Source organism: Streptomyces sp. GL_148 (genome assembly GCF_057834205.1).
In genome coordinates, this window is record NZ_CM174396.1 from 1256937 (window position 1) to 1281219 (window position 24283).

28 protein-coding genes and 3 pseudogenes are annotated in these 24283 nt (G+C 70.5%); 18 read left to right on the plus strand and 13 right to left on the minus strand.

The annotated features are described in order from the left end of the window. Window positions 1-11: 11 nt before the first annotated feature. The 3 genes from AC3IYI_RS05670 to AC3IYI_RS05680 are packed head-to-tail and all read right to left on the minus strand — an operon-like array spanning window position 12 to window position 2354. Complete coding sequence (locus tag AC3IYI_RS05670) at window positions 12-1733, minus strand: urease subunit alpha (protein WP_489409161.1); 1722 nt, start codon at window positions 1731-1733, stop codon at window positions 12-14. After that, window positions 1726-2037: an urease subunit beta gene (locus AC3IYI_RS05675; RefSeq protein ID WP_489409162.1), complete on the minus strand. Its 312-nt coding sequence runs from the start codon at window positions 2035-2037 to the stop codon at window positions 1726-1728. Before AC3IYI_RS05675 ends, AC3IYI_RS05670 begins: the two co-directional genes overlap by 8 nt. Continuing rightward, window positions 2034-2354 (minus strand): urease subunit gamma, encoded by a 321-nt coding sequence (locus AC3IYI_RS05680; protein ID WP_489409163.1) that lies wholly within the window; start codon window positions 2352-2354, stop codon window positions 2034-2036. The genes AC3IYI_RS05675 and AC3IYI_RS05680 overlap by 4 nt, the downstream gene beginning before the upstream one ends. 305 nt (window positions 2355-2659) lie before the next feature. On the opposite strand from AC3IYI_RS05680, the gene AC3IYI_RS05685 reads away from it, so the two are divergent. Then, a complete protein-coding gene (locus AC3IYI_RS05685) occupies window positions 2660-3049 on the plus strand; it encodes a VOC family protein (protein ID WP_489409164.1) in 390 nt (129 codons plus the stop codon). A 6-nt stretch (window positions 3050-3055) separates the two neighbouring features. On the opposite strand, the gene AC3IYI_RS05690 is transcribed toward AC3IYI_RS05685, so the two are convergent. Next, window positions 3056-3508: an ATP-binding protein gene (locus AC3IYI_RS05690; RefSeq protein WP_489409165.1), complete on the minus strand. Its 453-nt coding sequence runs from the start codon at window positions 3506-3508 to the stop codon at window positions 3056-3058. 197 nt (window positions 3509-3705) lie between these two features. Between AC3IYI_RS05690 and AC3IYI_RS05695 the strand changes: the two genes are divergently transcribed. Then, on the plus strand, window positions 3706-4593 hold the full coding sequence (locus tag AC3IYI_RS05695; protein ID WP_489409166.1) for a helix-turn-helix domain-containing protein: 888 nt from the start codon (window positions 3706-3708) through the stop codon (window positions 4591-4593). A 12-nt stretch (window positions 4594-4605) separates the two neighbouring features. After that, entirely contained in the window at window positions 4606-4827 is a 222-nt protein-coding gene (locus AC3IYI_RS05700) for a DUF397 domain-containing protein (protein ID WP_243339618.1), read from the plus strand. Between the two features lie 68 nt (window positions 4828-4895). Here AC3IYI_RS05700 and AC3IYI_RS05705 read toward each other — a convergent pair whose 3' ends face one another. After that, the gene (locus tag AC3IYI_RS05705; RefSeq protein WP_489409167.1) at window positions 4896-6071 is read right to left on the minus strand and encodes an 8-amino-7-oxononanoate synthase; all 1176 of its coding nucleotides are present in this window, start codon (window positions 6069-6071) and stop codon (window positions 4896-4898) included. A 159-nt stretch (window positions 6072-6230) separates the two neighbouring features. On the opposite strand from AC3IYI_RS05705, the gene bioB reads away from it, so the two are divergent. From bioB to AC3IYI_RS05725, 4 genes are all read left to right on the plus strand, one after another. After that, on the plus strand, window positions 6231-7481 hold the full coding sequence (gene bioB, locus AC3IYI_RS05710; protein WP_489409168.1) for a biotin synthase BioB: 1251 nt from the start codon (window positions 6231-6233) through the stop codon (window positions 7479-7481). After that, window positions 7474-8796, plus strand: coding sequence for an adenosylmethionine--8-amino-7-oxononanoate transaminase (locus AC3IYI_RS05715; protein ID WP_489409169.1), 1323 nt, complete (start codon window positions 7474-7476; stop codon window positions 8794-8796). Before bioB ends, AC3IYI_RS05715 begins: the two co-directional genes overlap by 8 nt. A gap of 13 nt (window positions 8797-8809) precedes the next feature. Next, complete coding sequence (gene bioD, locus AC3IYI_RS05720) at window positions 8810-9499, plus strand: dethiobiotin synthase (RefSeq protein WP_489411900.1); 690 nt, start codon at window positions 8810-8812, stop codon at window positions 9497-9499. 182 nt (window positions 9500-9681) lie between these two features. After that, window positions 9682-10548 (plus strand): DMT family transporter, encoded by an 867-nt coding sequence (locus AC3IYI_RS05725; RefSeq protein ID WP_489409170.1) that lies wholly within the window; start codon window positions 9682-9684, stop codon window positions 10546-10548. 34 nt (window positions 10549-10582) lie between these two features. Here the strand turns inward: AC3IYI_RS05725 and AC3IYI_RS05730 are convergent, their stop codons facing one another. Both AC3IYI_RS05730 and AC3IYI_RS05735 read right to left on the minus strand, forming a co-directional pair. Next, entirely contained in the window at window positions 10583-11242 is a 660-nt protein-coding gene (locus AC3IYI_RS05730; RefSeq protein ID WP_489409171.1) for a hypothetical protein, read from the minus strand. Beyond that, window positions 11239-11670, minus strand: coding sequence for a GNAT family N-acetyltransferase (locus tag AC3IYI_RS05735; RefSeq protein ID WP_489409172.1), 432 nt, complete (start codon window positions 11668-11670; stop codon window positions 11239-11241). The genes AC3IYI_RS05730 and AC3IYI_RS05735 overlap by 4 nt, the downstream gene beginning before the upstream one ends. A gap of 355 nt (window positions 11671-12025) precedes the next feature. On the opposite strand from AC3IYI_RS05735, the gene AC3IYI_RS05740 reads away from it, so the two are divergent. The 6 genes and pseudogenes from AC3IYI_RS05740 to AC3IYI_RS05765 all read left to right on the plus strand — a co-directional run bounded on the left by AC3IYI_RS05740 (window position 12026) and on the right by AC3IYI_RS05765 (window position 17617). Further along, entirely contained in the window at window positions 12026-13366 is a 1341-nt protein-coding gene (locus tag AC3IYI_RS05740) for a hemolysin family protein (protein ID WP_489409173.1), read from the plus strand. After that, on the plus strand, window positions 13363-14382 hold the full coding sequence (locus AC3IYI_RS05745) for a hemolysin family protein (RefSeq protein ID WP_489409174.1): 1020 nt from the start codon (window positions 13363-13365) through the stop codon (window positions 14380-14382). The genes AC3IYI_RS05740 and AC3IYI_RS05745 overlap by 4 nt, the downstream gene beginning before the upstream one ends. 109 nt (window positions 14383-14491) lie before the next feature. After that, window positions 14492-15283, plus strand: coding sequence for an SGNH/GDSL hydrolase family protein (locus AC3IYI_RS05750; protein WP_489409175.1), 792 nt, complete (start codon window positions 14492-14494; stop codon window positions 15281-15283). A gap of 120 nt (window positions 15284-15403) precedes the next feature. Beyond that, complete coding sequence (gene purB / locus AC3IYI_RS05755) at window positions 15404-16837, plus strand: adenylosuccinate lyase (protein WP_489409176.1); 1434 nt, start codon at window positions 15404-15406, stop codon at window positions 16835-16837. Then, window positions 16834-16992: pseudogene (locus tag AC3IYI_RS05760) on the plus strand (uracil-DNA glycosylase family protein); the annotation flags it as partial. The gene purB and the pseudogene AC3IYI_RS05760, both read left to right, overlap by 4 nt. A 154-nt stretch (window positions 16993-17146) precedes the next feature. Beyond that, entirely contained in the window at window positions 17147-17617 is a 471-nt protein-coding gene (locus tag AC3IYI_RS05765; protein ID WP_489409177.1) for a hypothetical protein, read from the plus strand. Here AC3IYI_RS05765 and AC3IYI_RS05770 read toward each other — a convergent pair. Continuing rightward, window positions 17565-18095, minus strand: a complete 531-nt coding sequence (locus tag AC3IYI_RS05770; protein ID WP_489409178.1) for a tyrosine-type recombinase/integrase — start codon at window positions 18093-18095, stop codon at window positions 17565-17567. The genes AC3IYI_RS05765 and AC3IYI_RS05770 overlap by 53 nt on opposite strands. 123 nt (window positions 18096-18218) lie before the next feature. Here AC3IYI_RS05770 and AC3IYI_RS05775 point away from each other — a divergent pair. Next, a protein-coding gene (locus AC3IYI_RS05775; RefSeq protein WP_489408176.1) for an IS3 family transposase occupies window positions 18219-19390 on the plus strand; the annotation gives its coding sequence in 2 pieces (ribosomal slippage) (window positions 18219-18471 and window positions 18471-19390; 1173 coding nt in all). Here AC3IYI_RS05775 and AC3IYI_RS05780 read toward each other — a convergent pair. Next, a complete protein-coding gene (locus tag AC3IYI_RS05780; protein ID WP_489411918.1) occupies window positions 19354-19935 on the minus strand; it encodes a hypothetical protein in 582 nt (193 codons plus the stop codon). The genes AC3IYI_RS05775 and AC3IYI_RS05780 overlap by 37 nt on opposite strands. On the opposite strand from AC3IYI_RS05780, the pseudogene AC3IYI_RS05785 reads away from it, so the two are divergent. Both AC3IYI_RS05785 and AC3IYI_RS05790 read left to right on the plus strand, forming a co-directional pair. Then, a pseudogene (locus AC3IYI_RS05785) lies at window positions 19928-20008 on the plus strand (mismatch-specific DNA-glycosylase); the annotation flags it as partial. The gene AC3IYI_RS05780 and the pseudogene AC3IYI_RS05785 overlap by 8 nt on opposite strands. A 31-nt stretch (window positions 20009-20039) precedes the next feature. Further along, a complete protein-coding gene (locus tag AC3IYI_RS05790) occupies window positions 20040-20186 on the plus strand; it encodes an HNH endonuclease (protein ID WP_489411901.1) in 147 nt (48 codons plus the stop codon). Window positions 20187-20189: 3 nt separating this feature from the next. On the opposite strand, the gene AC3IYI_RS05795 is transcribed toward AC3IYI_RS05790, so the two are convergent. Together AC3IYI_RS05795 and AC3IYI_RS05800 are read right to left on the minus strand one after the other, a co-directional pair. Beyond that, entirely contained in the window at window positions 20190-20408 is a 219-nt protein-coding gene (locus tag AC3IYI_RS05795) for a hypothetical protein (protein WP_489409179.1), read from the minus strand. A 197-nt stretch (window positions 20409-20605) separates the two neighbouring features. Continuing rightward, a complete protein-coding gene (locus tag AC3IYI_RS05800; protein WP_489409180.1) occupies window positions 20606-20926 on the minus strand; it encodes a hypothetical protein in 321 nt (106 codons plus the stop codon). A gap of 638 nt (window positions 20927-21564) precedes the next feature. Here AC3IYI_RS05800 and AC3IYI_RS05805 point away from each other — a divergent pair. Next, window positions 21565-21744 (plus strand): annotated as a pseudogene (locus tag AC3IYI_RS05805) (mismatch-specific DNA-glycosylase); the annotation flags it as partial. Between the two features lie 46 nt (window positions 21745-21790). Beyond that, window positions 21791-22441: an HAD family hydrolase gene (locus tag AC3IYI_RS05810; RefSeq protein WP_489411902.1), complete on the plus strand. Its 651-nt coding sequence runs from the start codon at window positions 21791-21793 to the stop codon at window positions 22439-22441. A 140-nt stretch (window positions 22442-22581) separates the two neighbouring features. Here the strand turns inward: AC3IYI_RS05810 and AC3IYI_RS05815 are convergent, their stop codons facing one another. Together AC3IYI_RS05815 and AC3IYI_RS05820 are read right to left on the minus strand one after the other, a co-directional pair. Further along, a complete protein-coding gene (locus tag AC3IYI_RS05815; RefSeq protein WP_489409181.1) occupies window positions 22582-23331 on the minus strand; it encodes an ABC transporter permease in 750 nt (249 codons plus the stop codon). A 26-nt stretch (window positions 23332-23357) separates the two neighbouring features. Then, window positions 23358-24269 (minus strand): ABC transporter ATP-binding protein, encoded by a 912-nt coding sequence (locus AC3IYI_RS05820; protein ID WP_489409182.1) that lies wholly within the window; start codon window positions 24267-24269, stop codon window positions 23358-23360. Window positions 24270-24283 lie beyond the last annotated feature (14 nt).

Here is a 24283-nt window from a genome sequence, read left to right on the forward strand (position 1 = left end):
AGAGGCCCCCATCAGAAAAGGAAGTAGCGCTGGGCCATGGGGAGTTCCGCCGCCGGGGCCGGTTCCACCACCTCGCCGTCGATGGTGACGGTGAAGGTGTCGGCGTCGACTTCCACCCTCGGCATGGCGTCGTTGTTGCGCATGTCCGCCTTGGTCACCTTGCGGGTGCTCTCGATGGCGACGAACTCCTTGCCGAGCCCGAGCCGTTCGGGCAGTCCGTCGTCGAGGGCCTCCTGGGCCGTGAAGTTGACCGAGTTGAGGCCGGGGGCCCGCCCGTACGCCCCGAACATCGGGCGCGGCAGGACCGGCTGCGGGGTGGGGATGGAGGCGTTGGCATCGCCCATCTGCGCATAGGCGATCTGGCCTCCCTTGATGACCAGTTCGGGTTTGACCCCGAAGAAGGCGGGCTTCCACAGCACCAGGTCGGCGAGCTTGCCGGTCTCGACGGAGCCGATCTCGCGGGCCAGGCCCTGGGCTACGGCGGGGTTGATCGTGTACTTGGCGACGTAGCGCCGGGCCCGGTGGTTGTCGGCGGGTCCGTCGCCGGGCAGGGAGCCGCGGCGCTTCTTCATCACGTGGGCGGTCTGCCAGGTGCGCAGGATCACCTCGCCGACGCGGCCCATGGCCTGGGCGTCGGAGGAGATGATCGAGATGGCTCCGAGGTCGTGCAGGACGTCCTCGGCGGCGATGGTGGAGGGCCGGATCCGGGACTCGGCGAAGGCCAGGTCCTCGGGGACGGCCGGGTTGAGGTGGTGGCAGACCATCAGCATGTCGAGGTGTTCCTCGACGGTGTTGACGGTGTGCGGCCGGGTCGGGTTGGTGGAGCTGGGCAGGATGTTCGGCTCGGAGACCACGGTGATGATGTCGGGGGCGTGCCCGCCGCCCGCGCCTTCGGTGTGGTACGAGTGGATGGTCCGCCCTCCGATGGCGGCGAGGGTGTCGGCGACGAACCCGGCCTCGTTGAGGGTGTCGGTGTGGATGGCGGCCTGGGCGCCGGTCTCCTCGCAGACGGTGAGGCAGGCGTCGATGACGGCCGGGGTGGATCCCCAGTCCTCGTGGAGCTTGAAGCCGAGTGCTCCGCCGCGCAGTTGGGAGTACATGCCCTCGCGGGACATGGTGTTGCCCTTGCCGAGCAGGCCGATGTTGACGGGGTGGGCCTCCAGCGCGGCGAACATCCGGGCCAGGTGCCAGGGGCCGGGGGTGACGGTGGTGGCCTTGGTGCCCTCCGCGGGGCCGGTGCCGCCGCCGACGAGGGTGGTGATGCCGGAGGCGAGGGCCGCATCGATCACGGTCGGGGAGATGAAGTGCACGTGGGCGTCGACGGCGCCGGCGGTGAGGATCTTCCCGTTGCCCGCGATGATCTCGGTCTCGGGGCCGATCACCAGGGCGCGGTCGACGCCGTCCATGGTGTCGGGGTTGCCCGCCTTGCCGATGCCGCAGATCCGGCCGTCGCGGATGCCGACGTCGGCCTTGACGATGCCCCAGTGGTCGAGGATCACCACCCCGGTGATGACGGTGTCGGCGGCCCCCTCGGCACGGGTGGTGCGGGCCTGGCCCATGGATTCGCGGATGACCTTGCCGCCGCCGAAGACGGCCTCGTCGCCGGCCCGGCCGGGCCCGCCGGCGAGGTCCTGCTCGATCTCGACGAAGAGGTCGGTGTCGGCGAGGCGGATGCGGTCGCCCGTGGTGGGCCCGAAGAGGTCGGCGTAGACCTCGCGCGATATCTCAGCCATCGAGCGGCCCTCCGGTCTCCCCGCGCAGTCCCGGCACGGTGCGCAGCCCGGCCAGCGGCACGAGGGTCACGGCGACCGGGATGCCCGGCTCGAAGCGGACCGCGGTGCCGGCGGCGATGTCCAGGCGCAGTCCGTGGGCGGCGCCGCGGTCGAAGTCGAGGCCGGGGTTGGCCTCGGCGAAGTGGTAGTGCGAGCCGACCTGGACGGGCCGGTCGGCGGCGTTGAGCACGATGAGTCGGGTGACGGGCCGGCCTTCGTTGAGGTGCACCGGGCCGTCCCCGTAGGCGATTTCGCCGGGGATCATGCGGATACCCGCTTGTCGACGATGGGGTCGTGGACCGTGACGAGCTTGGTGCCGTCCGGGAAGGTCGCCTCGACCTGGACGTCGTGGATCATCTCGGGTATCCCCTCCATGACCTCCTCGCGGGAGAGCACGGTCCGTCCGGAGGCCATCAGCTCGGCCACCGTCCGGCCGTCGCGGGCTCCTTCGAGGATGTGTGCGGTGATCAGGGCCATCGCCTCGGGATGGTTGAGGAGAACGCCCCGCGCCTTGCGTCTCTCGGCCACGTCGGCGGCCACGTGGATGAGCAGTCTCTCCTGCTCGTGGGGGGTCAGCTGCACAGCAATCACCAAGCTTCCGGGACATGATCAACATCGTGCCGAGCCGACCCTATGGGCCGTCAACACTTAGTTGACCTGCACATATCCGAGCCAAGCATGTCTTGCCCAACACTGGGAAAGGCTTTCCGTCCCGCCCACCACCGCTTTGCCGGCGCATGGGTGACCATGGGCGGAGGGAACGTGACCGTTACGCTAGGTGCCGCGCTTTTCCGCTGAGTTAACCCACGTTTCGAGCAGGTACCCGGTTCAACTCCGGGCGTCGCAGAGACCGGCTTCCGTATACGGAGCCGCCCACGAGGAGCAGCATGTTCGTCAACCCCGTCCGCCACATCACCTTCGACGCGCAGGAGCCGTACCGGCTGGCGCAGTTCTGGTCCGCCGTGACCGGTTTCCCCATCCACCCCGACGACGAGCCGCAGGACGACGAGATCCTGCTGGACCCGGGTCAGCCGGGCGTGCCCGGGGTGCTCTTCGTCCGGGTGCCCGAGGGCAAGTCCGCGAAGAACCGGGTCCACTTGGACATCCAGCCCGTGACGGGAACCCGCGACGAGAACGTCGAGCGGCTCATAGCGCTCGGCGCGAAGCTGCAGGCCGACCACCGCCGGGAGGGTGGCATGGGCTGGGTCACGCTGACCGACCCCGAGGGCAACGAACTGTGCATCGAGCGCAGCGTCTCGGAGCGCGCCGGGTCCTGACCGGCCTCAACAGCCGGTAGGCGTCCTCGCGGGAGCGCCGGCGACCACCCAGGGCAGGGCGATCCACACGGTCTTGCCGCCGGCCTCGGTCGGGCTGACCGAGAGCCGGCCGCCCGCCTCCGCGGCGAGCCAGCGGATGATGACCATCCCCCGGCCGTTGTCCTGCTGGACGGCGGCCGGGAGCCGCTTGGGCCAGCGCGGGTGGCTGTCGGTGACCCCGATGCGCAGCCACTCCTCGCGCTCCAGGCGGATGTCCACGGTGAAGGTCGGCGACTTCCCGAAGGTGTGCTGCACGGAGTTGGTGGCCAGTTCCGAGACGATGAGCCGGATACTGTCGGCGGCCTCGGTCCCCTCGGACAGTCCCCACTCGCCCAGCACCTCCGCGACGTAGCGGCGGGCGGCCGCGACCGAGGCGGGATCGCTCGGCAGAGTGACGGATGCTTCCTGATGATCTGCCATGGCGACGGTCCCTTTCCCACCGGGGCGAAGCCGCCCCGGATCTGCGCTGGACGCCAGAGTGCCACCCATCGTCCCGCCGTTTCCGCCGATCCCCCAAGATATGCATATATCTGTCCCTCAATGCGGTGAACTCTGCTACGGAAGAGCGTATTTGGACGGCAGACTGGTGCGAGCTGTGCCGGTGGAAGGAGGCGGGTGTGCAGCATGGTCCCGCGGTGCGCCGACGCAAGCTCGGCGAGGAACTGCGTGCCCTTCGCGACCGGACCGGACTCACCAGCGGTGAGGCGGCCCGGCTGGCGGGTTGGCACCAGTCGAAGATCAGCCGTATCGAGACGGGGCGCAGCGGCGTCAAGGTGGAGGACATCCGGCTGCTGCTCGACGTCTACGGGGAGGACGTCGTGAGCGCGCAGCAGCGCGCCCTGCTGGAGGCTCTCTCGGTCTCGGCGGCCGGCCCCGCGCCGGACGCCGACACGGGACGCGGCCGCCAGTGGTGGCACGACTACCGGGGGCTGCTCCCGCAGGAGTACCGGGACTTCATCAGCCTGGAGGCGGGCGCCCGTTCGGCCCGCACCGTCGAGCTGTCCGTGGTGCCCGGACTGCTCCAGACGCCGGAGTACGCGCGCGCCGTGACCCGGGCCGCGCTGGGCGGGCTGCCGGAGCCGAAGGTGGACGCGCTGGTCGACGTACGGCTGGCACGTCAGTCCGTACTGCGGGCCGATCCGCCGCTGGAGCTGAGCGCCGTGCTGGACGAGGCGGTGCTGCGGCGCACGATCGGCGGGGCGGGGGTGATGGAGGAACAGTTGAGGCACCTGGTGGAGGTGGCGCGTTTGCCCCAAGTGCGGCTTCAGGTACTTCCGTTCAGCGTGGGGGGACATCTCGGCCTCACCGGACCGTTCGTCATCTTCTCATTTCCGAACATCGCCGATCTGGATGTGGTGGTACTCGACCATTTGACGAGTAGCCTCTATCTGGAGCGGAAGGAAGACCTTGAGGCGTACAGCGCCGCGTTCCGCACCATCCAGGCGCACGCCCTCCCGCCCCGCGATTCGTCGGATCTCATCAGCGCCCTCGCTGACGACGCGTAAGGAGGCACCCCCGTGTCCGCAACCCCCTTATCCACAGGCGGACTTCTGAACAGCGCGCGGTGGCGGCGAAGCAGCCGCAGCACCGGAATGAACAACTGTGTCGAAACGGCCGTCCTCGGCGGCGGTCTGCTCGCCGTCCGCGACTCCAAGCGGACGGACGGCCCGGCCGTGCTCTTCACCGGGCCGGCCTGGGACGGCTTCCTCGTCTCCGTCCGTGCGGATCTCGAGACGTAGGCGGGACGCAGGAAAGACGTAGGAAACGCAGGAAACGCAGGACGCAGGAGCGCCCGTAACGGCTCCGTTCAGCGGTCCGTGGCTCCGGCCGGAGCGGTCCCCAGGATCGTCTCCACCGCACGGCTGATCTCCACCCCCGTGAGATCCGCCCGCGCGGTCAGTCGCAGCCGGGAGATGCCGTCCGGTACCGACGGCGGCCGGAAGCACCCCACGGACAGACCTGCCTCGCGGCAGTCGGCGGCCCAGCGCAGTGCCGCCGCGGCCGACGGGGCCCGTACCGACACCACGGCCGCGTCCGGCCGGGCCGCGGTCAGGCCGGACGCGGTGAGCCGCCCGTACAGGTCGGCGGCCACCGCGCGGGCACGGTCCGCGCGTTCCGGTTCCCGCCGCAGCAGGCGCAGGGCGGCCAGTGCGGCGCCCGTCGCGGCCGGGGCCAGCCCGGTGTCGAAGATGAAGGTCCGCGCCGTGTTGACCAGGTGCCGGATCACCTTGGCCGGGCCGAGCACCGCCCCGCCCTGGCTGCCCAGGGACTTCGAGAGGGTCAGCGTCGCGACCACTCCGGGAGCCCCCGCGAGCCCGACGGCGTGCAGCGCCCCGCGGCCGCCCTCGCCCAGTACCCCGAGGCCGTGCGCGTCGTCCACGAGCAGGGCCGCGCCCTCGGCCCGGCAGGCCTCGGCGTGGGCCGCGATCGGGGCGGCGTCCCCGTCGACCGAGAACACCGAGTCGGTGACCAGCAGCGCCCGCCCCCGGTGGGCGGCGAGCGTCTTGCGGGCGGCGTCGGGGTCGCAGTGCGGGACGACGGCGGTCTCGGCGCGCGACAGCCGGCAGCCGTCCACGATCGAGGCGTGGTTTCCCGCGTCGGAGACCACCAGGGTGCCCCGGTCGCTGAGCGCGGTGACGGCGGCCAGATTGGCCGCGTATCCGGAGGAGAGCACCAGCGCCGCCTCGAACCCGCAGAAGGCCGCCAGCTCCCGCTCGAGCTCCGCATGAAGTTCGGTCGTACCCGTGACGAGACGTGATCCAGTGGCTCCGGCGCCCCAGCGCCCGGCCGCCTCGCTCGCTCCCCGCACCGTTTCGGGGTGCCGGGACAGCCCGAGGTAGTCGTTGCTCGCGAGATCGAGCAGCGGGGAGTCCGCCGGACGCGGCCGCAGCGTCCGGACGAGTCCGGCCTGCTCGCGGGCCCGCTCCGCATCGTCGATCCAGGAGAAGACGTCCACGGGGGCGGGGGTGTGCTGGTCGGGCATCGACGGGTCCTCGCGTTTTTTGTCGGCAGTCCACAGACCTGCCCGACCCTAACCGCCCGTGACCCGTGCGTCAGGTGTGGCGATCCACACACTCTCTTCCGGCCATGTTGTTCGATCTCTCCTTGGCCGGGAGTGGCCGGGTGGGACAGGATCGGCATCATGGACCTGCTGAATACCCTCGTGGACAAGGGGCTGCGGCGTGAGCTGCCGACCCGCGAAGAGGCACTCGCCGTGCTGGCGACCTCTGACGACGAACTGCTCGACGTGGTGGCCGCGGCCGGCAAGGTGCGCCGACAGTGGTTCGGACGCCGGGTCAAGCTGAACTACCTGGTCAACCTGAAGTCGGGGCTCTGCCCCGAGGACTGCTCGTACTGCTCCCAGCGGCTGGGATCGAAGGCCGAGATCCTCAAGTACACGTGGCTGAAGCCCGAAGAGGCCTCCCAGGCAGCGGCCGCGGGCGTCGCCGGCGGGGCGAAGCGGGTGTGCCTGGTGGCGAGCGGGCGCGGTCCGACGGACCGCGACGTGGACCGCGTGGGCAAGACGATCGAAGCCATCAAGGAGCAGAACGAGGGCGTCGAGGTGTGCGCCTGCCTCGGTCTGCTGTCGAACGGCCAGGCCGAGCGCCTGAAGGATGCGGGCGCCGATGCCTACAACCACAACCTCAATACGTCCGAGGCCACGTACGGCCAGATCACCAAGACCCACACCTACGCGGACCGGGTCGACACCGTGCAGAAGGCGCACGCCGCCGGCCTGTCGGCCTGCTCGGGCCTGATCGCGGGCATGGGCGAGAGCGACGAGGACCTCGTCGACGTCGTCTACTCGCTGCGCGAGCTGGACCCGGACTCGGTGCCGGTCAACTTCCTGATCCCCTTCGAGGGCACCCCGCTGGCCAAGGAGTGGAACCTCACCCCGCAGCGCGCCCTGCGGATCCTGGCCATGGTCCGCTTCGTCTGCCCCGACGTCGAGGTCCGCCTCGCGGGCGGGCGCGAGGTGCACCTGCGCAGCATGCAGCCCCTCGCCCTGCACCTGGTCAACTCGATCTTCCTCGGCGACTACCTGACCAGTGAGGGCCAGGCCGGCCAGGCCGACCTCGACATGATCGCGGACGCCGGTTTCGAGGTGGAGGGCGCCGGTACGTCCACCCTTCCCGCGCACCGCTCCGAGGTCGCGGCGGCCTCCGGGGGCTGCGGCTCCTCGGACTCCGGCGCCTCGCACTCCGGCGCCTCGGTCTGCGGCTCCTCCGCCACGGCGGACGAGGCCGGCTGCGGTTCGGCGTGCGGCGGCTGCTCGGGGCACGCCGGGCACGAGGTCCCCGTACCGGCCCAGGCGGAGGCGGGCGAGGTCCGGTCGGGTCTGGTGGCGGTACGCCGCCGCGGTGCGGGAACGGATCTCGCGCCCAATGCCTGATCAGCGCTCCGCGCCCGACGCACTGCCGGCCGGCGAACTGCTCGCGCTGGACCGGCAGCACGTCTGGCACCCGTACGGCCCGATGCCCGGGCGGCAGGAGCCGCTCGTCATCGCCTCCGCCTCGGGGGTCCGCCTCCGGCTGGCCGAACCGTCGCAGGGGCAGGACGAGCTGGTCGACGGCATGTCCTCCTGGTGGTCGGCGATCCACGGCTACAACCACCCGGTGCTGAACGAGGCCGTCACGGGCCAGCTCGGCCGGATGTCGCACGTGATGTTCGGCGGGCTCACCCACGAGCCCGCCGTCCGGCTGGCCGCGAAGCTCGTCGAGCTCACCCCGGCCGGCCTGGAGCACGTCTTCCTCGCCGACTCGGGTTCGGTCTCGGTCGAGGTCGCGGTGAAGATGTGCCTCCAGTACTGGCGTTCGGTGGGGCGCCCCGAGAAGAGCCGCCTGCTCACCTGGCGCGGCGGCTACCACGGGGACACCTGGCAGCCGATGGCCGTCTGCGATCCCGAGGGCGGCATGCACGAGCTGTGGTCGGGCATCCTCCCGCGCCAGCTCTTCGCGGATGCCCCGCCGAGCGGCTTCTCCGCTCCTCTGGACGAGTCCTACGTCGCCCACCTGCGCTCCCTGTTCGCCGCGCACCGGGACGAACTGGCGGCCGTGATCGTGGAGCCGGTGGTCCAGGGCGCGGGCGGCATGCGCTTCCACAACCCGGGCTACCTCCGGGTGCTGCGGGAACTGTGCGACGAGTTCGACGTGCTGCTGATCCTGGACGAGATCGCCACGGGCTTCGGCCGCACGGGCGCGCTGTTCGCGGCGGACCACGCCGGGATCACCCCGGACGTGATGTGCCTGGGCAAGGCGCTGACCGGCGGATACCTCACCCTGTCCGCGACGCTCTGCACGGAGCGGGTCGCGGACGGGATCTCGCGCGGCGAGGTCCCGGTCCTGGCCCACGGGCCGACCTTCATGGGCAACCCGCTGGCCACCGCGGTGGCCCTGGCCTCCATCGACTTGCTGCTCGAACAGGACTGGCAGGGCGAGGTCAAGCGCATCGAGGCGGCCCTGCTGGAGGGCCTGGCCCCCGCCGCCGGCCTGCCGGGCGTCAGGGAGGTACGGGTCCTGGGCGCGATCGGCGTCATCCAGCTGGACCACCCGGTCGACATGGCCCGCACGACGGCGGCGGCGGTCCGGGAGGGCGTCTGGCTGCGCCCGTTCCGGGACCTGATCTACACGATGCCGCCGTACGTGACGAGCGACGCCGACGTGGCCCGCATCTGCCGGGCCGTGGTCTCGGCCGCGAAGGAGGCCTGACGTGGCGGTGCTGATGGTCTCGGGGACGGGGACCGAGATCGGCAAGACGGTCGTCACCTCGGCCGTCGCGGCGGCCGCGCTCGCCGCGGGTCTCTCGGTGGCCGTACTGAAGCCGGCCCAGACCGGCGTCGGCCCGGACGAGCCCGGAGACGCGGCGGAGGTCGGCCGGCTGGCCGGCCCCGCCGTCACCACGGTGGAGCTGGCCCGCTACCCGGAGCCGTTGGCCCCGGACACGGCGGCCCGGCGCGCGGGTCTCCCGACGGTGTCCCCGGAGCGGATCGCGGAGGCGGCCCGCGAGCTCGCCCTCTCCCACGACCTGGTCCTGGTCGAGGGCGCGGGCGGCCTCCTGGTCCGCTTCGACGAGGCCGGCCACACCCTGGCGGACGCGGCCCGCCTGCTCGGCGCTCCGGTGCTGATCGTGGCTCCGGCGGGCCTCGGCACGCTCAACTCCACCGCCCTGACGGCCGAAGCCCTCCGGGCCCGGGGCCTGGCCTCCCCCGGCGTGGTCATCGGCAGCTGGCCGGCCGAACCGGACCTGGCGTCCCGCTGCAACCTGGCCGACCTGCCCTCGGTCTCCGCGCTCCCCCTCCTGGGCGCGGTCCCGGCCGGGGCGGGCACCCTCCCCCCGGCCGCGTTCCGCACCTCGGCGCCCGCATGGCTCGCCGCCCCCCTCCACGGCACCTGGTCGGCGCCCGCCGGCTGACCCCGCCTCCGCCGGCAGACCGCCCTGACCCCGCCTCCGCGGCAGACCGCCCCGGGCGGGGCTCCGTCCGGCGCCTCGCCCCCCGCCGGTCCGTGAGGCCGGACGGGGGAACGGGCGGTGCCGCGCGGCCACCCGGCGGTGTCGTGGTGGGCAGTCGCGGCGGGGCGGATGAGGATCTGGGGGTGGGGTTCCTCGTGCCGGTCCTCTTCGCGCTGTTCGCGGCGCTCAGCAACGCGCTCGCGACCGTGCTCCAGCGTCGGGCGGCGCTCACCGTGCCGCAGAGCGACGGATTCCGCTTCGGGCTGGTGCTCGACCTGCTGCGGCAGCCGCTCTGGATCGGCGGCATCCTGGCCGTGATCGCGGCCGGCGCCGGGCAGGCCGTGGCGCTGGCCACGGGCGCGCTGGCCCTCGTACAGCCCCTGTTCGTCCTCGAGCTGCCGCTCGCCCTCCTGATCGCCTCCCTGGTGACGCGGACCCGGATGCCGGGGCCGTTGTGGCTCGCCGTGGGAGGAGTGGTGGCCGGGCTCGGGATCGTGCTGGTGGCCGCCGCACCGACGGGGAACCGTACCGATGTGCCGGTCGACCGGTGGGTCACGGCCCTGGCCGTGTGCGCCGTGGCGGTGGCGGTGCTCGCCGTGGCCGGCCTGCGAAGGCGGCCCGGCCGGATGCGGGCCGGCTGCCTCGGCGCGGCCACCGCCGTCTGCTACGCGCTGACCGCCGCGCTGATGAAGTCGGCCATGCACGTGCTCGACGGGGGCGGCCTCGGCGCCTTCCTGCGCACCTGGGAGACCTACGCCTTCGCGGCGACCGGCATCTGCGCCCTGCTGCTCCTCGAACACGCCATGCAGGGCGGCCCGCTGGTCGCCTCGCAGCCCGCGCTGACGCTCGGCGACGCGGGCGTGAGCGTCGCGCTGGGAGTACTGCTGTACGAGGAACACCTGCGGACCCACTGGTGGTTGCTGCCGCAGCTGCTGGGCCTCTCCCTGATCTGCGCCGGGGTCCTCGCCCTGACCCGGCACAGCGCGGGGGCCGATGCCGACACGACGTGAGCCGGCGGCTTCGGCCCCTGGGGGAAGCCTGTCGTCAGTGGCCTCCGCGGGGCTCCAGGCAACCGCCCTCGACGTACATCCCGTGGGCCTGGACGGCCACCGGCGGGCCCAGCCGCCCCGTCACGCACGGGCCGCTCTCGGGGACCGACAGGACGAACGAGACGTTCACCGCCCCGGATCCGTAGACGCCCCCGCTGTCGAATCCGTACCCCAGCCCGGTCAGGACCGCACGGAGCTCCTCGGCCGTGTGCGGCGCGCTCTGCCCGCCGGTGCCGTTCATCACCGCCGCCTTGATCCGCGCGGCGTGCGCGTCACCCCGGCACCGGGCGCCGGGGGTGAGCTGCGCCTGCTGCTTGAAGGCGTGGTTCTCCGCGTACTTGCGTGCCTCGGGATCCGTCGGCAGCTCTCGCGCCGTGGCCCCGGGGCTCGCACCGCCCGTCCCCACGTCCGCGCACCGCGCCGCGATCGCGGGGAACAGCTTGTCGTGGCGCGCGACCGCGGCGGCCGCCTGCGCCGCGTAGTCCACGGAGGGAGCCACGGACGGCGCCGGGGGCTCCTGCGCACCCCCGGCGCCCGTGGTCCTCGTACCGCAGCCGGTCAGCGCGATCGCTCCGGCGGCGAGGAGCAGGGGCGGGGCAAGGGCGCCTGCGCGGGGGCGGCGGCGGGAACGGGGGCCGGTGCGGGGCGTCGTCACGCCGTCTCTACCAGCGGCTTGACCCAGCGCCGCGAGCGATCCTCGCGGTGGTAGCCGGCGGCGGCCCACGCCCGCTGCGCGCGCTCGTTCGATTCGAGGACCATCGCGTCACCGCGGCGGCCCCCGACGGCGACGAAACGCCGTTCGGCCGCCTCCAGGAGCGCCGTGGCGATCCCCTGGCGACGACGGGACGGCAGTACGGCGAGCCGGTACAGGGACGCCCGCCAGCCGTCCCAGCCGGCTATCACGGATCCGACCAGGACCCCGTCGCATTCCGCGAGGATCAGCGCCTCGGGATCGCGGGTGACGAGCCGGGTCACTCCGGCCGCGTCGTCCGTGATCGACGTGCCCTCCGCCGCTTCCTTCCAGAAGGCGAGCACGGTCTCGGCATCGGCCGGCACCGCGGCCCGTATGTGCAGATCGGTCATGGCCGGGAGCCAAGCACGACCGGCCGGTGGCCCGCCACCGACTTCCGCCCACCGAGACGTACCGGTGTGCGCACCCGCGCCCATCTCCCGGACGCCGACGCGGGTTCGATGCGAAGATCGTTCACATACGGCCCCCTCACGGCATCCCGGCTTCACCACCGCATCTACATGACGGCATCGACATCACGGCCACTTTGCCTTTCCTTTACCATGTACTCAGCTGTCCTCTCCTCCCCTCGATCGAAAGGTGTGAGCGTCCGTCCATGGGCGAGCCTCCCAGTCCCCTCCCCTCCCGTCCGCGACAGCGCGCGACACCCCTCCTCCTGGCTGATCATGGGACGGAGGTGAAGGACCGATGACCGAAGTGCTCCTGCTCGTCGTGGCGCTGCTGCTCTGCCTTGCCTGCGGAGTCTTCGTCGCGGCCGAGTTCTCGCTGACCACCATCGAGCGCAGCGAACTGGAACGGGCCGTCGAGCGCGGCGAGCGCGGCGCCGAGAGCGCCCTGACCGCGGTCCGCAGCCTGACGTTCCAGCTCTCCGGCGCCCAGCTCGGCATCACGGTGACCGGCCTGGTCATCGGCATGATCTCGAAGCCCTCGATCGCCGCCCTCCTCAAGGGCCCCTTCGAGGCCATGGGCCTGTCCGCCGGAGCGGCGTCCTCCACCGCCCTGGTCCTCGGCACCGTGCTGTCGACCGTCGTCCTGATGGTCGTGGGCGAGCTCGTCCCCAAGAACTGGGCGATCTCCTCTCCGCTGGCCGTCGCCAAGCGGGTCGCCACCCCGCAGCGGGTCTTCAGCCGCGCCTTCAGGCCCCTGATCAGCCATCTGAACACCACGGCGAACCACATGGTCCGCCGGTTCGGCATGGAGCCCGCCGAAGAGCTCGCCTCGGCGCGCACCCCGCAGGAGCTGGCGGCCCTGGCCCGGCACTCCGCGAAGGCGGGCGCCCTGGAGAAGGACACCGCCGAACTGTTCATGCGGACCTTGAACCTCGCCGACCTGACCGCGGAGAACGTCATGACCCCGCGGGTCCAGGTCACCGCCCTGGAGCTGCAGACCACCGCCGAGGACGTGGCGAACGCGACGCTGGCCACCGGGCTGTCGCGCTTCCCCGTCTACCGGGGCAACCTCGACAGCGTCGTCGGCACCGTCCACATCAAGGACGTACTGGCACTGCCCGCCGAGGAGCGCCACCACCACCCCGTGTCCTCGCTGCTGCGCGAACCCCTCCTCGTACCGGAATCGCTGACCGTGGACCGGCTGCTGGACCGGCTGTCCGGGAAGCAGACGATGGCCGTGGTCATCGACGAGTACGGCGGCACGGCCGGTGTGGCCACGCTGGAGGACATCGTCGAGGAGGTCGTCGGCGAGGTCCGCGACGAGCACGACCCGCACGAGACCCCCGACCTGGCCCCGGCCGGGAAGGACGCCTCCGGGCGCGCCCTGTTCTCCGCGGACGGCTCCGCGCGCACCGACCAGCTCCAGCGGATCGGGCTGCGCGTGCCGGACGGCCCGTACGAGACGCTGGCCGGTCTGATAGCGACCGAGCTGGGGCGGATCCCGCTGGTCGGCGACAGCCTGGAGCTCGACGGCTGGCGGCTGGACGTGGTGGACGCGAGTGGGCGGCGGGCCGCGCGGGTGCTGTTGCACGTGCCGGCCGAACCGGCCCCCGGTGATGGCGTGGAGGAGACCCGATGACCGCCGTCCAGTTGCTGATCGGCCTGGCGACCCTGGTCGTCAACGCCTTCTTCGTCGGCGCGGAATTCGCCATGATCTCCGTGCGGCGCAGCCAGATCGAGCCGTACGCCGAGCAGGGCGACCGCAGGGCGCGCGCCGTGCTGTGGGGCCTGGAGCACGTGTCGGCGCTCATGGCGGCGGCCCAGCTGGGCATCACGCTGTGCACCCTGGTGCTGGGCGTGGTGGCCGAGCCGGCCATCGCCCACCTGCTGACCCCGGCGTTCGACTTCTTCGGGGTGCCGTCGGGGCTGACCCACGCGATCTCCTTCGTGGTGGCGCTGGCCCTGGCCACGTACCTGCACATGCTCTTCGGCGAGATGCTGCCGAAGAACGTGGCACTGGCCGAGCCGGTGCGGACCGCCCTCCTGCTGGGCCCGCCGCTGGTGACCCTCACCCGGGGGCTGAAGCCGGTGATCTTCGCGATCAACGCCTTCGCCAACGCCCTGCTGCGCCTGTTGCGCGTGGAGGTCAAGGGCGAGGTCGGGGCCACCTTCTCGGACGACGAGCTGGCCCGGATCGTCAAGGACTCCAGCGACGCGGGACTCATTGACGACCGCGCGAGCGAGCGGCTGCACGACGCCCTGGAACTGGGCCGGCGGCCGGTGACCGACGTGGTGCTGTCGGCGGACCGGGTGGTTCCGGCGCGCGAGGGCATCACGCCGGCCGGACTGGAGCGATTGTCGGCCGCGTCGGGGTACTCCCGGTTCCCGATGATCGACGCACAGGGCCGGATCCTGGGGTACCTGCACGTCAAGGACGCGCTGGACGCGGCGGAGCGGGACGAGCCCTTCCCGGTCACCGCACTGCGGCCGATCGCGCAGGTCCGGGCGGAGACCCCGCTGGACGACGTGCTGACCGCGATGCGGCGCAGCCGTACGCACCTGGCGGCGGTGCTCGCACCGGACGGGGTCATGACGGGGCTGGTCACGATGGAGGACGTGCTGCGCGAGCTGTTCGGCCGGCCCGCTTCGGCGTAGCGCGACGCGCGGCGCGGCCGGCGCGTGGCAAGCGCTGCGCCGGTCCCGCGGGCGCGTCCCGGGCCCCTCGTGCGGCTCGGGCGTACCGCGCGGTAGCATCGCTCCCGCCATGGAGATGAATGCGCGTTACACCAGTTTCGTCGCGGTCGGCGACTCCTTCACCGAGGGCATGTCGGACCTGCTCCCCGACGGCTCCTACCGGGGCTGGGCCGATCTGCTCGCCGACCGCCTCGCCGCCCGCGAGCCGGGCTTCCGCTACGCGAACCTCGCGGTCCGCGGCAAGCTGATCGGGCAGATCGCCGGGGAGCAGGCGCCCGCGGCCGCCGAGATGGGCGCCGACGTGGTGACCCTGGTCGGCGGGCTGAACGACACCCTGCGCCCCAAGGTGGACATGGGCCGGGTGCGCGGGCACCTGGAGGAGGCCGTCGGCTTGCTGGCGCCCTCCTGCGGGACACTGGTCCTGATGCGCTCGCCGGGCCGCAACGGCCCCGTGATGGAACGTTTCCGTCCGCGCATGGAGGAGCTCTTCGTCATCATCGAGGAGCTCGCCGCACGGCACGGCGCCCTCGTGGTCGACCTGTACGGGTCCTCCGCGCTCGGCGATCCGCGGATGTGGGACGTGGACCGGCTGCACCTGACGGCCGAAGGCCACCGCAGGGTCGCGGAGGCGGTCTGGCAGACCCTGGGCCTGCCGCCCGAGGCGGACTGGAGCGCGGAACTGCCGCCCACCGCGCCTCCGGGCTGGGCCGCGCGCCGCTCGCAGGACCTCAGCTTCGCCCGGCAGCACCTGCTCCCCTGGGTCGGCCGCCGTCTGACGGGCCGCTCCAGCGGCGACGGCCGGCCCGCCAAGCGCCCGGAACTGCTGCCGCACGAGGCTCCGCCGCTCGACCGACTCGTGTAGCCGGCGGGCCCCGCGCGCTCCCCTCGTCCGCCCCCGCGCGCTCTCGTAGCAAGGCACAATCCCAGCGGGGTCCCCTACCTGCGTAAACGCACAGCCGAGGCCCAAGTAGAATCCCTCCACGTGACTGCCAAGCCCCGCATCCCCAATGTCCTGGCCGGCCGCTACGCCTCCGCGGAGCTCGCCGTCCTGTGGTCCCCCGAGTACAAGGTGACGCTGGAGCGGCGGCTGTGGCTCGCCGTGCTCCGCGCCCAGAAGGATCTCGGCATCGAGGTCCCCGACGAGGCCCTCGCCGACTACGAGCGCGTCCTGGAGACCGTCGACCTCGCCTCCATCGCCGAGCGCGAGAAGATCACCCGGCACGACGTGAAGGCCCGCATCGAGGAGTTCAACGCCCTCGCCGGCCACGAGCACGTCCACAAGGGCATGACCTCCCGCGACCTCACCGAGAACGTCGAGCAGCTCCAGATCCGGCTCTCGCTGGAACTGGCCCGGGACCGCACGGTCGCCGTCCTCGCCCGCCTCGGCAAGCTGGCCGGCGAGCACGCCGAGCTGGTCATGGCCGGCCGCTCCCACAACGTCGCCGCTCAGGCGACCACCCTGGGCAAGCGCTTCGCCACCGCCGCCGACGAGCTGCTGGTCGCGTACGGACGTCTGGACGACCTGCTGACCCGCTACCCGCTGCGCGGCATCAAGGGCCCGGTCGGCACTTCGCAGGACATGCTCGACCTGCTGGGCGGCGACGCCGCGAAGCTGGCCGACCTGGAGCAGCGGATCGCGGCCCACCTCGGCTTCGGCCAGGCCTTCACCTCGGTCGGCCAGGTCTACCCGCGCTCGCTCGACTACGACGTGGTCACGGCCCTGGTCCAGCTGGCCGCGGCACCCTCCTCCATCGCCAAGACGATCCGCCTGATGGCCGGCCACGAGCTGGTGACCGAGGGCTTCAAGCCCGGCCAGGTCGGCTCCTCCGCGATGCCGCACAAGATGAACACCCGCTCCTGCGAGCGCGTGAACGGCCTGATGGTCATCCTGCGCGGCTACGCGTCGATGACCGGCGAGCTGGCCGGCGACCAGTGGAACGAGGGCGACGTCTCCTGCTCCGTGGTCCGCCGGGTCGCGCTGCCCGACGCGTTCTTCGCCCTCGACGGCCTGATGGAGACCTTCCTGACGGTCCTCGACGAGTTCGGCGCCTTCCCCGCCGTCGTGGCCCGCGAGCTGGACCGCTACCTCCCCTTCCTCGCCACCACCAAGGTCTTGATGGGCGCCGTGCGGGCCGGGGTGGGCCGCGAGTCGGCCCACGAGGTCATCAAGGAGCACGCGGTGGCCTCCGCCCTCGCCATGCGCGAGCAGGGCGCCGAGCGCAACGAGCTGCTGGACAAGCTGGCCGCCGACGAGCGCATGCCGCTGGACCGGGCCCAGCTGGACGCCCTGATGGCCGACAAGCTGTCCTTCACCGGCGCGGCGGGCGACCAGGTCGCCGTGGTGGTCGCGCGCATCGAGGAGATCACCAAGGAGCACCCCGAGGCCGCGGGCTACGCCCCCGGGTCGATCCTCTGACCCCCGAAGAGCTGCACGCCGCCCGCGACCGCGTCCTCCCGGACGTGGTCGCGGGCGGTCTTCGTGTCCTCTTCTGCGGCATCAACCCGGGCCTCCTCTCCGCCGCGACGGGCCACCACTTCGCCCGCCCCGGCAACCGCTTCTGGCCGGTCCTCCTTCTCTGCACTTCACCCGATCGAGTGAGGGTGGGTATGTAATTGGGCAATCGGACTCCCTTGGGGGACGGGGTGGTTGGCCGCGAGCGCCGACGGGCCTCCGCCAATAGCGGTGCGACGATCGGCGCAGCAGTGTCATGTGGAGGGGAATGAGTTGAGCTACGACCTGAAGGCAGTGATCGCGGCCGGTGGGTTGCTGGCCGCCGCGACGGTGAACTTGCCCGGCGCCCGGGTCGTGGACCTTCGTCATGGGCTGGCGCTCATGCCGATGACTGACGCCCTGCTGACCGAGTTCGCAGGTGAGTCCAAGATCCGGCGTACCGGTTTCTGGAATCTCCCAGCAGGATTCGACAAGTTGCTGGCCGAGTGGTCGAAGGCCGGACCCGTGGCCTATGTCGAATCCGAATACTTCGGAGGCGTCGGGGAAGAGAACTCCGCTGTCTGGCGCGATGGGAGCATGGCCCTGGGGCCGCTCCACCTGGTCGAAGGTGAAGCGGCCCCGGCCGCAGGAACGCCTGTCTGCCAGGCACTCCGCGAGCTCGGCATCAGGACAGGCGGAACCGATGACGAGTTCACGATCGTGGGACTTGGCGATCACCGTGACGGCATGGATTGGCTGTCCTGACTCGCGCTTGTTGCCGTCGGCTCGACCGGCGGTACTCGCCGTCGGGTCGGATCTGGCGGCGGTTCTGTAGGTGTTCCTGGTAGTGGCGGACGACGTCCTCGTCGAAGACCGCGACGTCACCACGCGTGGTCTGGATGTTGAGGTGACCCAGCAGGGCAGCGCCGATGTGGATCGGCAGGCCGCTGTTGACGAGTTCCGTGGCGAAGATCCTGCGGAAGTCGTGCGGCGTGAACTTGAGCCCACGGAACTCGTGATGCGTCTCGGCGAGCTGTTCGCAGAGCCTGCCGAGCATGACCTGGAAGGTCGCGCTGCTGAAGACCATCGGGGTGGTGCCGTTCTGCCGCTGAAAGAGAAACGGCATCGGGGCACTCCACACCTTGTCGTGGTAGTCGAACCGGCTGACCAGTGGAAACGTGCGGCCACTGCGGGTGTGACGTCGGACGACTGAGGCGATGACGTGGAACAGCTCGGCTGACATCGGGATGACCCGTTCGCGGTCCGTCTTCGAGGGAGCGATGATCAGCAGCGCAATGTGAGGTGCCCCGAAGTTCGCGGACTCCCGCCATGCAAGAGATACTTACCTTGACCAAAGGATAGGTAAGTGGCAAAGCGCACGACCCCGTACTCGGCAGAACTCAAAGAGCGAGTAGTGCGGGAAGTACTCGACAAATCACGCCCCCACGCGGATGTCGCCAAGGAGTTCGGTGTCACCGAGAGCTCGTTGAGTCGTTGGGTCGCCCAGTACCGGAAGCGGCACCTCGCAGGCGAACCGATGGCAGATTCCATCGCCGCGGACGAGCGTGTCCGCGAGTTGGAGAAGAAATTGCAGGAGGTCACCACCGAACGGGACTTCCTAAAAAAAGCGGCAGCCTTCTTTGCCCGCGACCATCGGTGACCGAGAAGTATGAGTTCATCGACGGCGAGAAGGACAATTTCCCGATCACGGGCATGTGCACCTGGCTTGACGTTTCCACCTCTGGTTTCTACTCCTGGAAAATGCGACCGGCTTCGCCCACTTTCGAGCGGCGTGAAAAACTGAAGCTCATCATTCGTCATGTCTTCGACGAATCCGATGGCACCTACGGATACCGCCGAGTTCACGCCGCCCTCGGCCGCAAGGGCGTCGAGGCAGGGCCCGAGCTGGTGCGTCTCCTGATGCGGGACCTGGACCTGGTCCCCTGCCAGCCAAGGCCCTGGCGGATCACGACCGTGTCAGACAATGATCAGCCGGCACTCCGGGACTTCCTCGGACGCGACTTCACGGCCGCCGCTCCCGGACAGAAACTGGTGGGAGACATCACATACATCCACACCTGGGACGGCTTCCTCTACCTGGCGACGGTGATTGACTGCCACACCAAGGCCGTTGTCGGCTGGTCCATGGCGAACCACATGAAGACATCCCTCATCTCGGACGCCGTCGACATGGCAGCGGGCAATATCAAGCTCGCTGATGGATGCATATTTCACTCTGACAGAGGAAGCCAGTACACTTCACAAGAGTTCCGAACGAAACTTCAAAGGATGCAAATGCGGCCCTCGGTCGGCAAGACCGGAGTCTGCTGGGACAACGCCATGGCCGAGTCTTTTTTCGGAGCCCTGAAGAACGAACTCGTGTATCGCACTACCTTCCCGTCCCGGGAACACGCACGCAAGGCGATAGTGCGGTACATAGAAGTCTTCTACAACCGTAGACGCCTGCACTCGGGACTTGGGTACAAGACCCCGCAAGAGGTTCACCGCGAATACGAGAAGATACAGCTCGCAGCGTAAGTTTCTCGCGCAAGCACAGTCCGTTTTCTGCGGTGCCCCTCACTGCGCAGCGCGATGACGATGCTGTCCTGGCCGACGCGGGGCTTGCCGTCGTCCTTGACGGTGATCATCTGGCGCCAGGTCGTGTAGTCCTCGGGCGAGATCCGCAGGTCCGCCTGGTCCGGGTTGATCGTCTCGATGTTCTTCCAGAAGTGGCGGGTGAGCTTGCAGATGAGGTCCTTGAGGGTGGAGTAGTCGGTGTCGGCCTTGCAACGGGTGAAGTACTCGATGAGCAGACCGCGCACGGATTGGTTGGAGATCTCGTACTGGTCTACGAGTTCCTCGATGCTGCGCTGCCCGCGTAGCAGGGCGGCCCTCATCGACTCGGGCGTGGACGGAGGGAAGTGCCCCATGGCGTGCAGGACGTTCCAGACGCCACGCCCGATCAGCCGGTTGGACGCCTGGCTGCCCGGTTGCAAGATGCAGCGAGCCTTCCGGTTCTCGTGGGTGAAGTGCAGCAGTGCAGCGGGGGTGACATCGCTGAGGGCCACTCCCTGGACGGTCAAGGTGGAACTCCTGCGCCCCCAGTGGCTGGCCGTGGTCGGAGTCACCGCCTACCGCACCGCCTTCGCAAGCCGTAGCAACCTGCATGTGATGCTGGCTGCCTGACCTGCGGACATGCGAAAGCCCTCACCATGTCGGTGAGGGCTTCGCGCTCAGTGGGACGGACACGGACGGGAACGTTCAACCGCTCTGCCGTCCGTGCCATCGGCTCAAGACTCGCGAGGACTTCGGAGCCGCTGGTCCGCCGTTCTAGCGGCTAGGCAGAGGGGGAAAGGGAGTGGATCACTGTCCCCTCCTCGTCTACGACCGGGGCGTGATACGCGGAGTGCCCATCGCCGCCGAGGAGTTCGGTCGTCCGCTGGTCGAGCCCGAGGGCCCACCGGTTCCCGTCGTCTGCCGCCTGGGCAGCGCCCGCCATCGACAAGGCAGCCCCGGCGAGGGCAACGGCAACAAGTACGCGCTTGGTGTTGTTCATGCGCTGCCAACGATCTTCTATCCGTCGGGGTCACGCCCGACACATAGACACCGCCCCGCACCGGTCCTAACCAGGCCTGTACGGAGCGGAAGGGGTGCGGTGTAGGTGTGCACGCTGTCCCGGACATAGCTCCGCCCCGGCACAGTATCGGCGCATGTACCAGGGCGGGAACGGCGCTGGGGCTACTGGCTGTGTCGTCAGGCGCTAGCGGCCCAGTCTGCAAAACTGGACACTCGGCCGGTTCCTGCCGTGACGCTGTCTGCTCTGTTACCAACGAGGGCGGCGGTGCTGCCGGTCACCAGCGCGAAGGAACGGGCAAGGGCTTCGAGCCCTTCGGATGCCTGTCCGGCTCGGTGGTCGGCGAGGAACACCGCTTCGCGGCCGATGGCCTCTACGAGCCGTTCACGAGCTACGGCAACGGTGGGCGACTCGGTCACGGTGACCTGTGCCGGGATTTGCTGGATGCCGTCAATAGCGGCGCCCTCGGCAGTCTCAAGGGTTACTTGCTCGTCGGACATGCGCCTGTCTCCCTACTGGTCGGCACCCTGCCGCCCTGGTCAGAGCGTCGCAGGACGGAATGCCACCGGACCAGGAGTCTCAGCGGAACGACCGGTAATCGACACGGTGGCGCGAAAGTCACCGTCAGTGCCGAGGCGGTATCCGTTCGCAAGCCGCAGCAACCTGCATGTGATGCATTCGGTATGCCTGGCCGCCTGACCTGCCCAGAAACCACGAATGCCCCCACCCTGTGGGGTGAGGGCTCTGCGGGGCGGGGGTCTCGCTACTGCACAATCTCGCCGTCACAGCCGGGAACCGAGTCCGCCGGGGTCCAGTAGCCCGTGTGCCAGCACAGGCCATACGGGTCGCGTGCGATCACGCCGCGGGCGTCCTGAACGTAAGCAGAGCTGGGCGTGGCTGCTTGGATGTCCTTGATTTCCGGCTCGTCCCCAGGTGCTGCGCTGGCGGGCGTGGTGAGGGCAGTAAGGATGCCAACTGCGGCGAGAGTGAATGCTGCGGCCGTGCTGCGTGCGGTCATGCCCGATGAACGACGAACGGCGCGAGGGGTCACGCCCCGTGTCCGTTGACACCGCCCCGCGGCGCGTACCGGCGGGACCGGGGAGCGCAGGCATCACCGTCAGCGCCGAGGCCGTAGCCGTTCGGTGAGCGAAAGGCCCAGATCGGCCCTCAGGAGCGCACCATCGGTGCCACCCGCATCTGGGCTCTCCCCAACCCCAGCGGCCTCAACGCCCACTGGACCGCCGCCTCCATGGCCCAGGAGTACGCCCGCCTCCGCGAGGCCGCCGGGCACCTGGGGCCGGCCGACGCCGGACTGTAGAACACCCTCGCTCCGGGTCCGGTGGGGCGTCTACTCTCCGGTGATGATCATCAAGCCGGTAGAGCTCGTGATATTCGACTGCGACGGGGTTCTCGTCGACAGCGAGCGGATAGCCGCCCGCGTGCAAGTGGCCCTCGGAGCGGAGCTCGGCTGGCCCCTCACCGAGGCCGAGGTCGTCGAGCGGTTCATCGGGCGCTCCTCCGTCTCCATCCGCGAACAGATCACCGAACGGCTCGGTCCGCGGACGGCCGCCCTCTGGTGGGACCTGTTCGAGGATCGTCACCGGGAGGCGGTGGACCGCGGGTTGTCCCCAGTCGAGGGGCTGCCGGAGGCCCTCGACGCGATCGCCCTGCCGACGTGTGTCGCTTCCAGCGGCTCGCACGAGAAGATGCGGCACACCCTCGGCCGCACCGGCCTCTACGAGCGGTTCGCGGGGCGCATCCACAGCGCCACCGAGGTCTCCCGCGGCAAGCCGGCCCCGGACCTGTTCCTGTACGCCGCCCGGCGGATGGGCGTGGATCCCGCCGCTTGCGCGGTCGTCGAGGACAGCCGGCCCGGCGTCCAGGCGGCCCGCGCCGCCGGAATGCGGGCCTTCGGCTACGCCGGCGGGCTGACCCCCGCCGAGCAGCTCGAAGGCCCCGGCACCGTCGTCTTCGACGACATGCGCGACCTTCCCGGCCTCCTCGCCGACCACTGACCCCGCCGAGCGGCCGGGTCCTCCGTGGCTGCCCGAACGGACCGGCTCGGCGGGGAGCCATCCACCCCGGAGCCGGTCGCTCGAGTCGGTGCGCGCTGCCCGGACCACCCGCTTCCCGGGGCCGGACAGCCTGTCCGATGTCAGGCGTCCCGCCGCCGCACCGACAGCCATCCGCCGGTCACCGCGACCAGCGTCCACAGGGCAAGTACCCCGAGACCGGCCCAGGGGGCGAGGCCCACCGAGGTGTCCAGCCGCATCATCATCTGGCCGGCACGGTCCGGCAGGTACCCGGCGACGCCTTCGGATGCCTGGCCGAGAACGAACGACAGGATCAGCACGAAGGGTATGAGCAGGCTCAGGACGGCCGAAGCACTGCGCAGCACCGCCGTCAGTCCGGCCGACAACAGGGCCATCAGAGCGAGGTACACACCGCAGCCGAAGATCGCACGGTAGGTACCGGGGCTGCCCAGTTCGAGGGTGTACGGACCCATGAACGCCTGCCCGCCGACGAACGTGGCCACTGCGGTGAGCTGCCCGACCAGGAAGGCGAGTCCTCCCACCATGGCCATCTTCGACAGGTAGAGACGCGTACGGTTCGGCACCGCGGCCAGCGACGTCCGCAAGGCGCCGTTGTGGAACTCGGAGGAAAGCGCGGTCGCACCGAAGGCGAAGGCGGCGATCTGACCGAAGTTGAGGCCGTAGAAGGCTGCGAGGAGAGGGTCTTCTCCCATGCTGCCTTCCTCTGCCGTGCCGATCAGGGAGGCCGTCAGTACCTGGATGCCCACCGTGGCGGCGAAGACGGCTATCAGCGCCCCGCAGGTGCCGCGCAGGGACCGTATCTTGATCCATTCCGAGTGCAGGACGGGGACGGTGGGCAGAGCGGTGCTCATGGGGAGGCCTCCTTGGAAGGGACGGGTCAGAGGGTGGCGGCGAACTGGGCGCTGTCCGCGGTGAGATCGAGGTAGGCCTGCTCCAGGGAGGCCCGCTCGTCGATGAGTTCCAGCATCGGGATGCCTTCGCGGGCCGCGATGACGCCGAGCTGCTCGGCCTGCATGCCGTCCACGGTCCACCGCCCGCCCTCGGCGGTGACCAGTTCGAAGTCGTCCCGGGCCAGCGTGGCCCGGAGCCGCACGGGGTCCGTGGTGCGAAGCCGCACCCTCGGGGTGCTGCGGGCGTCGATGAACTCCTCTATGGAGGTGTCGGCCAGCAGCCTGCCCTGCCCGAGCACGATCAGGTGGTCGGCGAGGGCGGCGGTCTCGGTCATCAGGTGGCTGGAGACGAGGACCGTGCGCCCCTCGGCGGCCAGGCCGCGCATGAGCTCGCGGATCCAGATGATGCCCTCGGGATCGAGGCCGTTGGTGGGCTCGTCCAGGAGCAGCACTTCGGGGTCGCCGAGCAGCGCGGCCGCTATGCCCAGGCGCTGGCGCATGCCCAGGGAGAAGGTCTTGATCCGCCGCTTGGCGGCCGAGGCTATTCCGGACTGCTCCAGGACCGCCTCCACCCGGCTCATCGGGATGCGGTTGGCCGCGGCGAGGAAGCGTAGGTGGTCGAGGGCCGTACGGCCGCCGTGCGCCGAGTGCGCGTCCAGCAGGGCCCCGACCTGGTGGAGGGGATCGGAAAGTTCGGTGAACCGCCGGCCGCCGACGGTGGCCGTCCCGGAGGTGATCCGGTCCAGGCCCAGCAGCAGCCTCATCGTGGTCGACTTCCCGGCCCCGTTGGGCCCGAGGAAGCCGGTGACGCGGCCGGGCATGACATCGAAGGTGAGGTGGTCCACGGCCCGGGTCCGGCCGAATTCCTTGGTCAGTTCTCGGATCTCGATGCTGTTCATGTCTCAAGGTTCGC

What these genes read in the sequence shown, in the direction of transcription:
- AC3IYI_RS05745 (WP_489409174.1), top strand. Translation starts at nt 13,363, where the DNA reads ATGACCGCCGTCCAGTTGCTGATCGGCCTGGCGACCCTGGTCGTCAAC.
- AC3IYI_RS05715 (WP_489409169.1), top strand. Translation starts at nt 7,474, where the DNA reads ATGCCTGATCAGCGCTCCGCGCCCGACGCACTGCCGGCCGGCGAACTG.
- AC3IYI_RS05675 (WP_489409162.1), bottom strand. Translation starts at nt 2,037, where the DNA reads ATGATCCCCGGCGAAATCGCCTACGGGGACGGCCCGGTGCACCTCAAC.
- AC3IYI_RS05770 (WP_489409178.1), bottom strand. Translation starts at nt 18,095, where the DNA reads ATGTCAGCCGAGCTGTTCCACGTCATCGCCTCAGTCGTCCGACGTCAC.
- AC3IYI_RS05750 (WP_489409175.1), top strand. Translation starts at nt 14,492, where the DNA reads ATGGAGATGAATGCGCGTTACACCAGTTTCGTCGCGGTCGGCGACTCC.
- AC3IYI_RS05735 (WP_489409172.1), bottom strand. Translation starts at nt 11,670, where the DNA reads ATGACCGATCTGCACATACGGGCCGCGGTGCCGGCCGATGCCGAGACC.
- AC3IYI_RS05690 (WP_489409165.1), bottom strand. Translation starts at nt 3,508, where the DNA reads ATGGCAGATCATCAGGAAGCATCCGTCACTCTGCCGAGCGATCCCGCC.
- AC3IYI_RS05685 (WP_489409164.1), top strand. Translation starts at nt 2,660, where the DNA reads ATGTTCGTCAACCCCGTCCGCCACATCACCTTCGACGCGCAGGAGCCG.
- AC3IYI_RS05815 (WP_489409181.1), bottom strand. Translation starts at nt 23,331, where the DNA reads ATGAGCACCGCTCTGCCCACCGTCCCCGTCCTGCACTCGGAATGGATC.
- AC3IYI_RS05740 (WP_489409173.1), top strand. Translation starts at nt 12,026, where the DNA reads ATGACCGAAGTGCTCCTGCTCGTCGTGGCGCTGCTGCTCTGCCTTGCC.
- AC3IYI_RS05795 (WP_489409179.1), bottom strand. Translation starts at nt 20,408, where the DNA reads ATGAACAACACCAAGCGCGTACTTGTTGCCGTTGCCCTCGCCGGGGCT.
- bioD (WP_489411900.1), top strand. Translation starts at nt 8,810, where the DNA reads ATGGTCTCGGGGACGGGGACCGAGATCGGCAAGACGGTCGTCACCTCG.
- AC3IYI_RS05820 (WP_489409182.1), bottom strand. Translation starts at nt 24,269, where the DNA reads ATGAACAGCATCGAGATCCGAGAACTGACCAAGGAATTCGGCCGGACC.
- AC3IYI_RS05800 (WP_489409180.1), bottom strand. Translation starts at nt 20,926, where the DNA reads ATGTCCGACGAGCAAGTAACCCTTGAGACTGCCGAGGGCGCCGCTATT.
- AC3IYI_RS05705 (WP_489409167.1), bottom strand. Translation starts at nt 6,071, where the DNA reads ATGCCCGACCAGCACACCCCCGCCCCCGTGGACGTCTTCTCCTGGATC.
- bioB (WP_489409168.1), top strand. Translation starts at nt 6,231, where the DNA reads ATGGACCTGCTGAATACCCTCGTGGACAAGGGGCTGCGGCGTGAGCTG.
- AC3IYI_RS05670 (WP_489409161.1), bottom strand. Translation starts at nt 1,733, where the DNA reads ATGGCTGAGATATCGCGCGAGGTCTACGCCGACCTCTTCGGGCCCACC.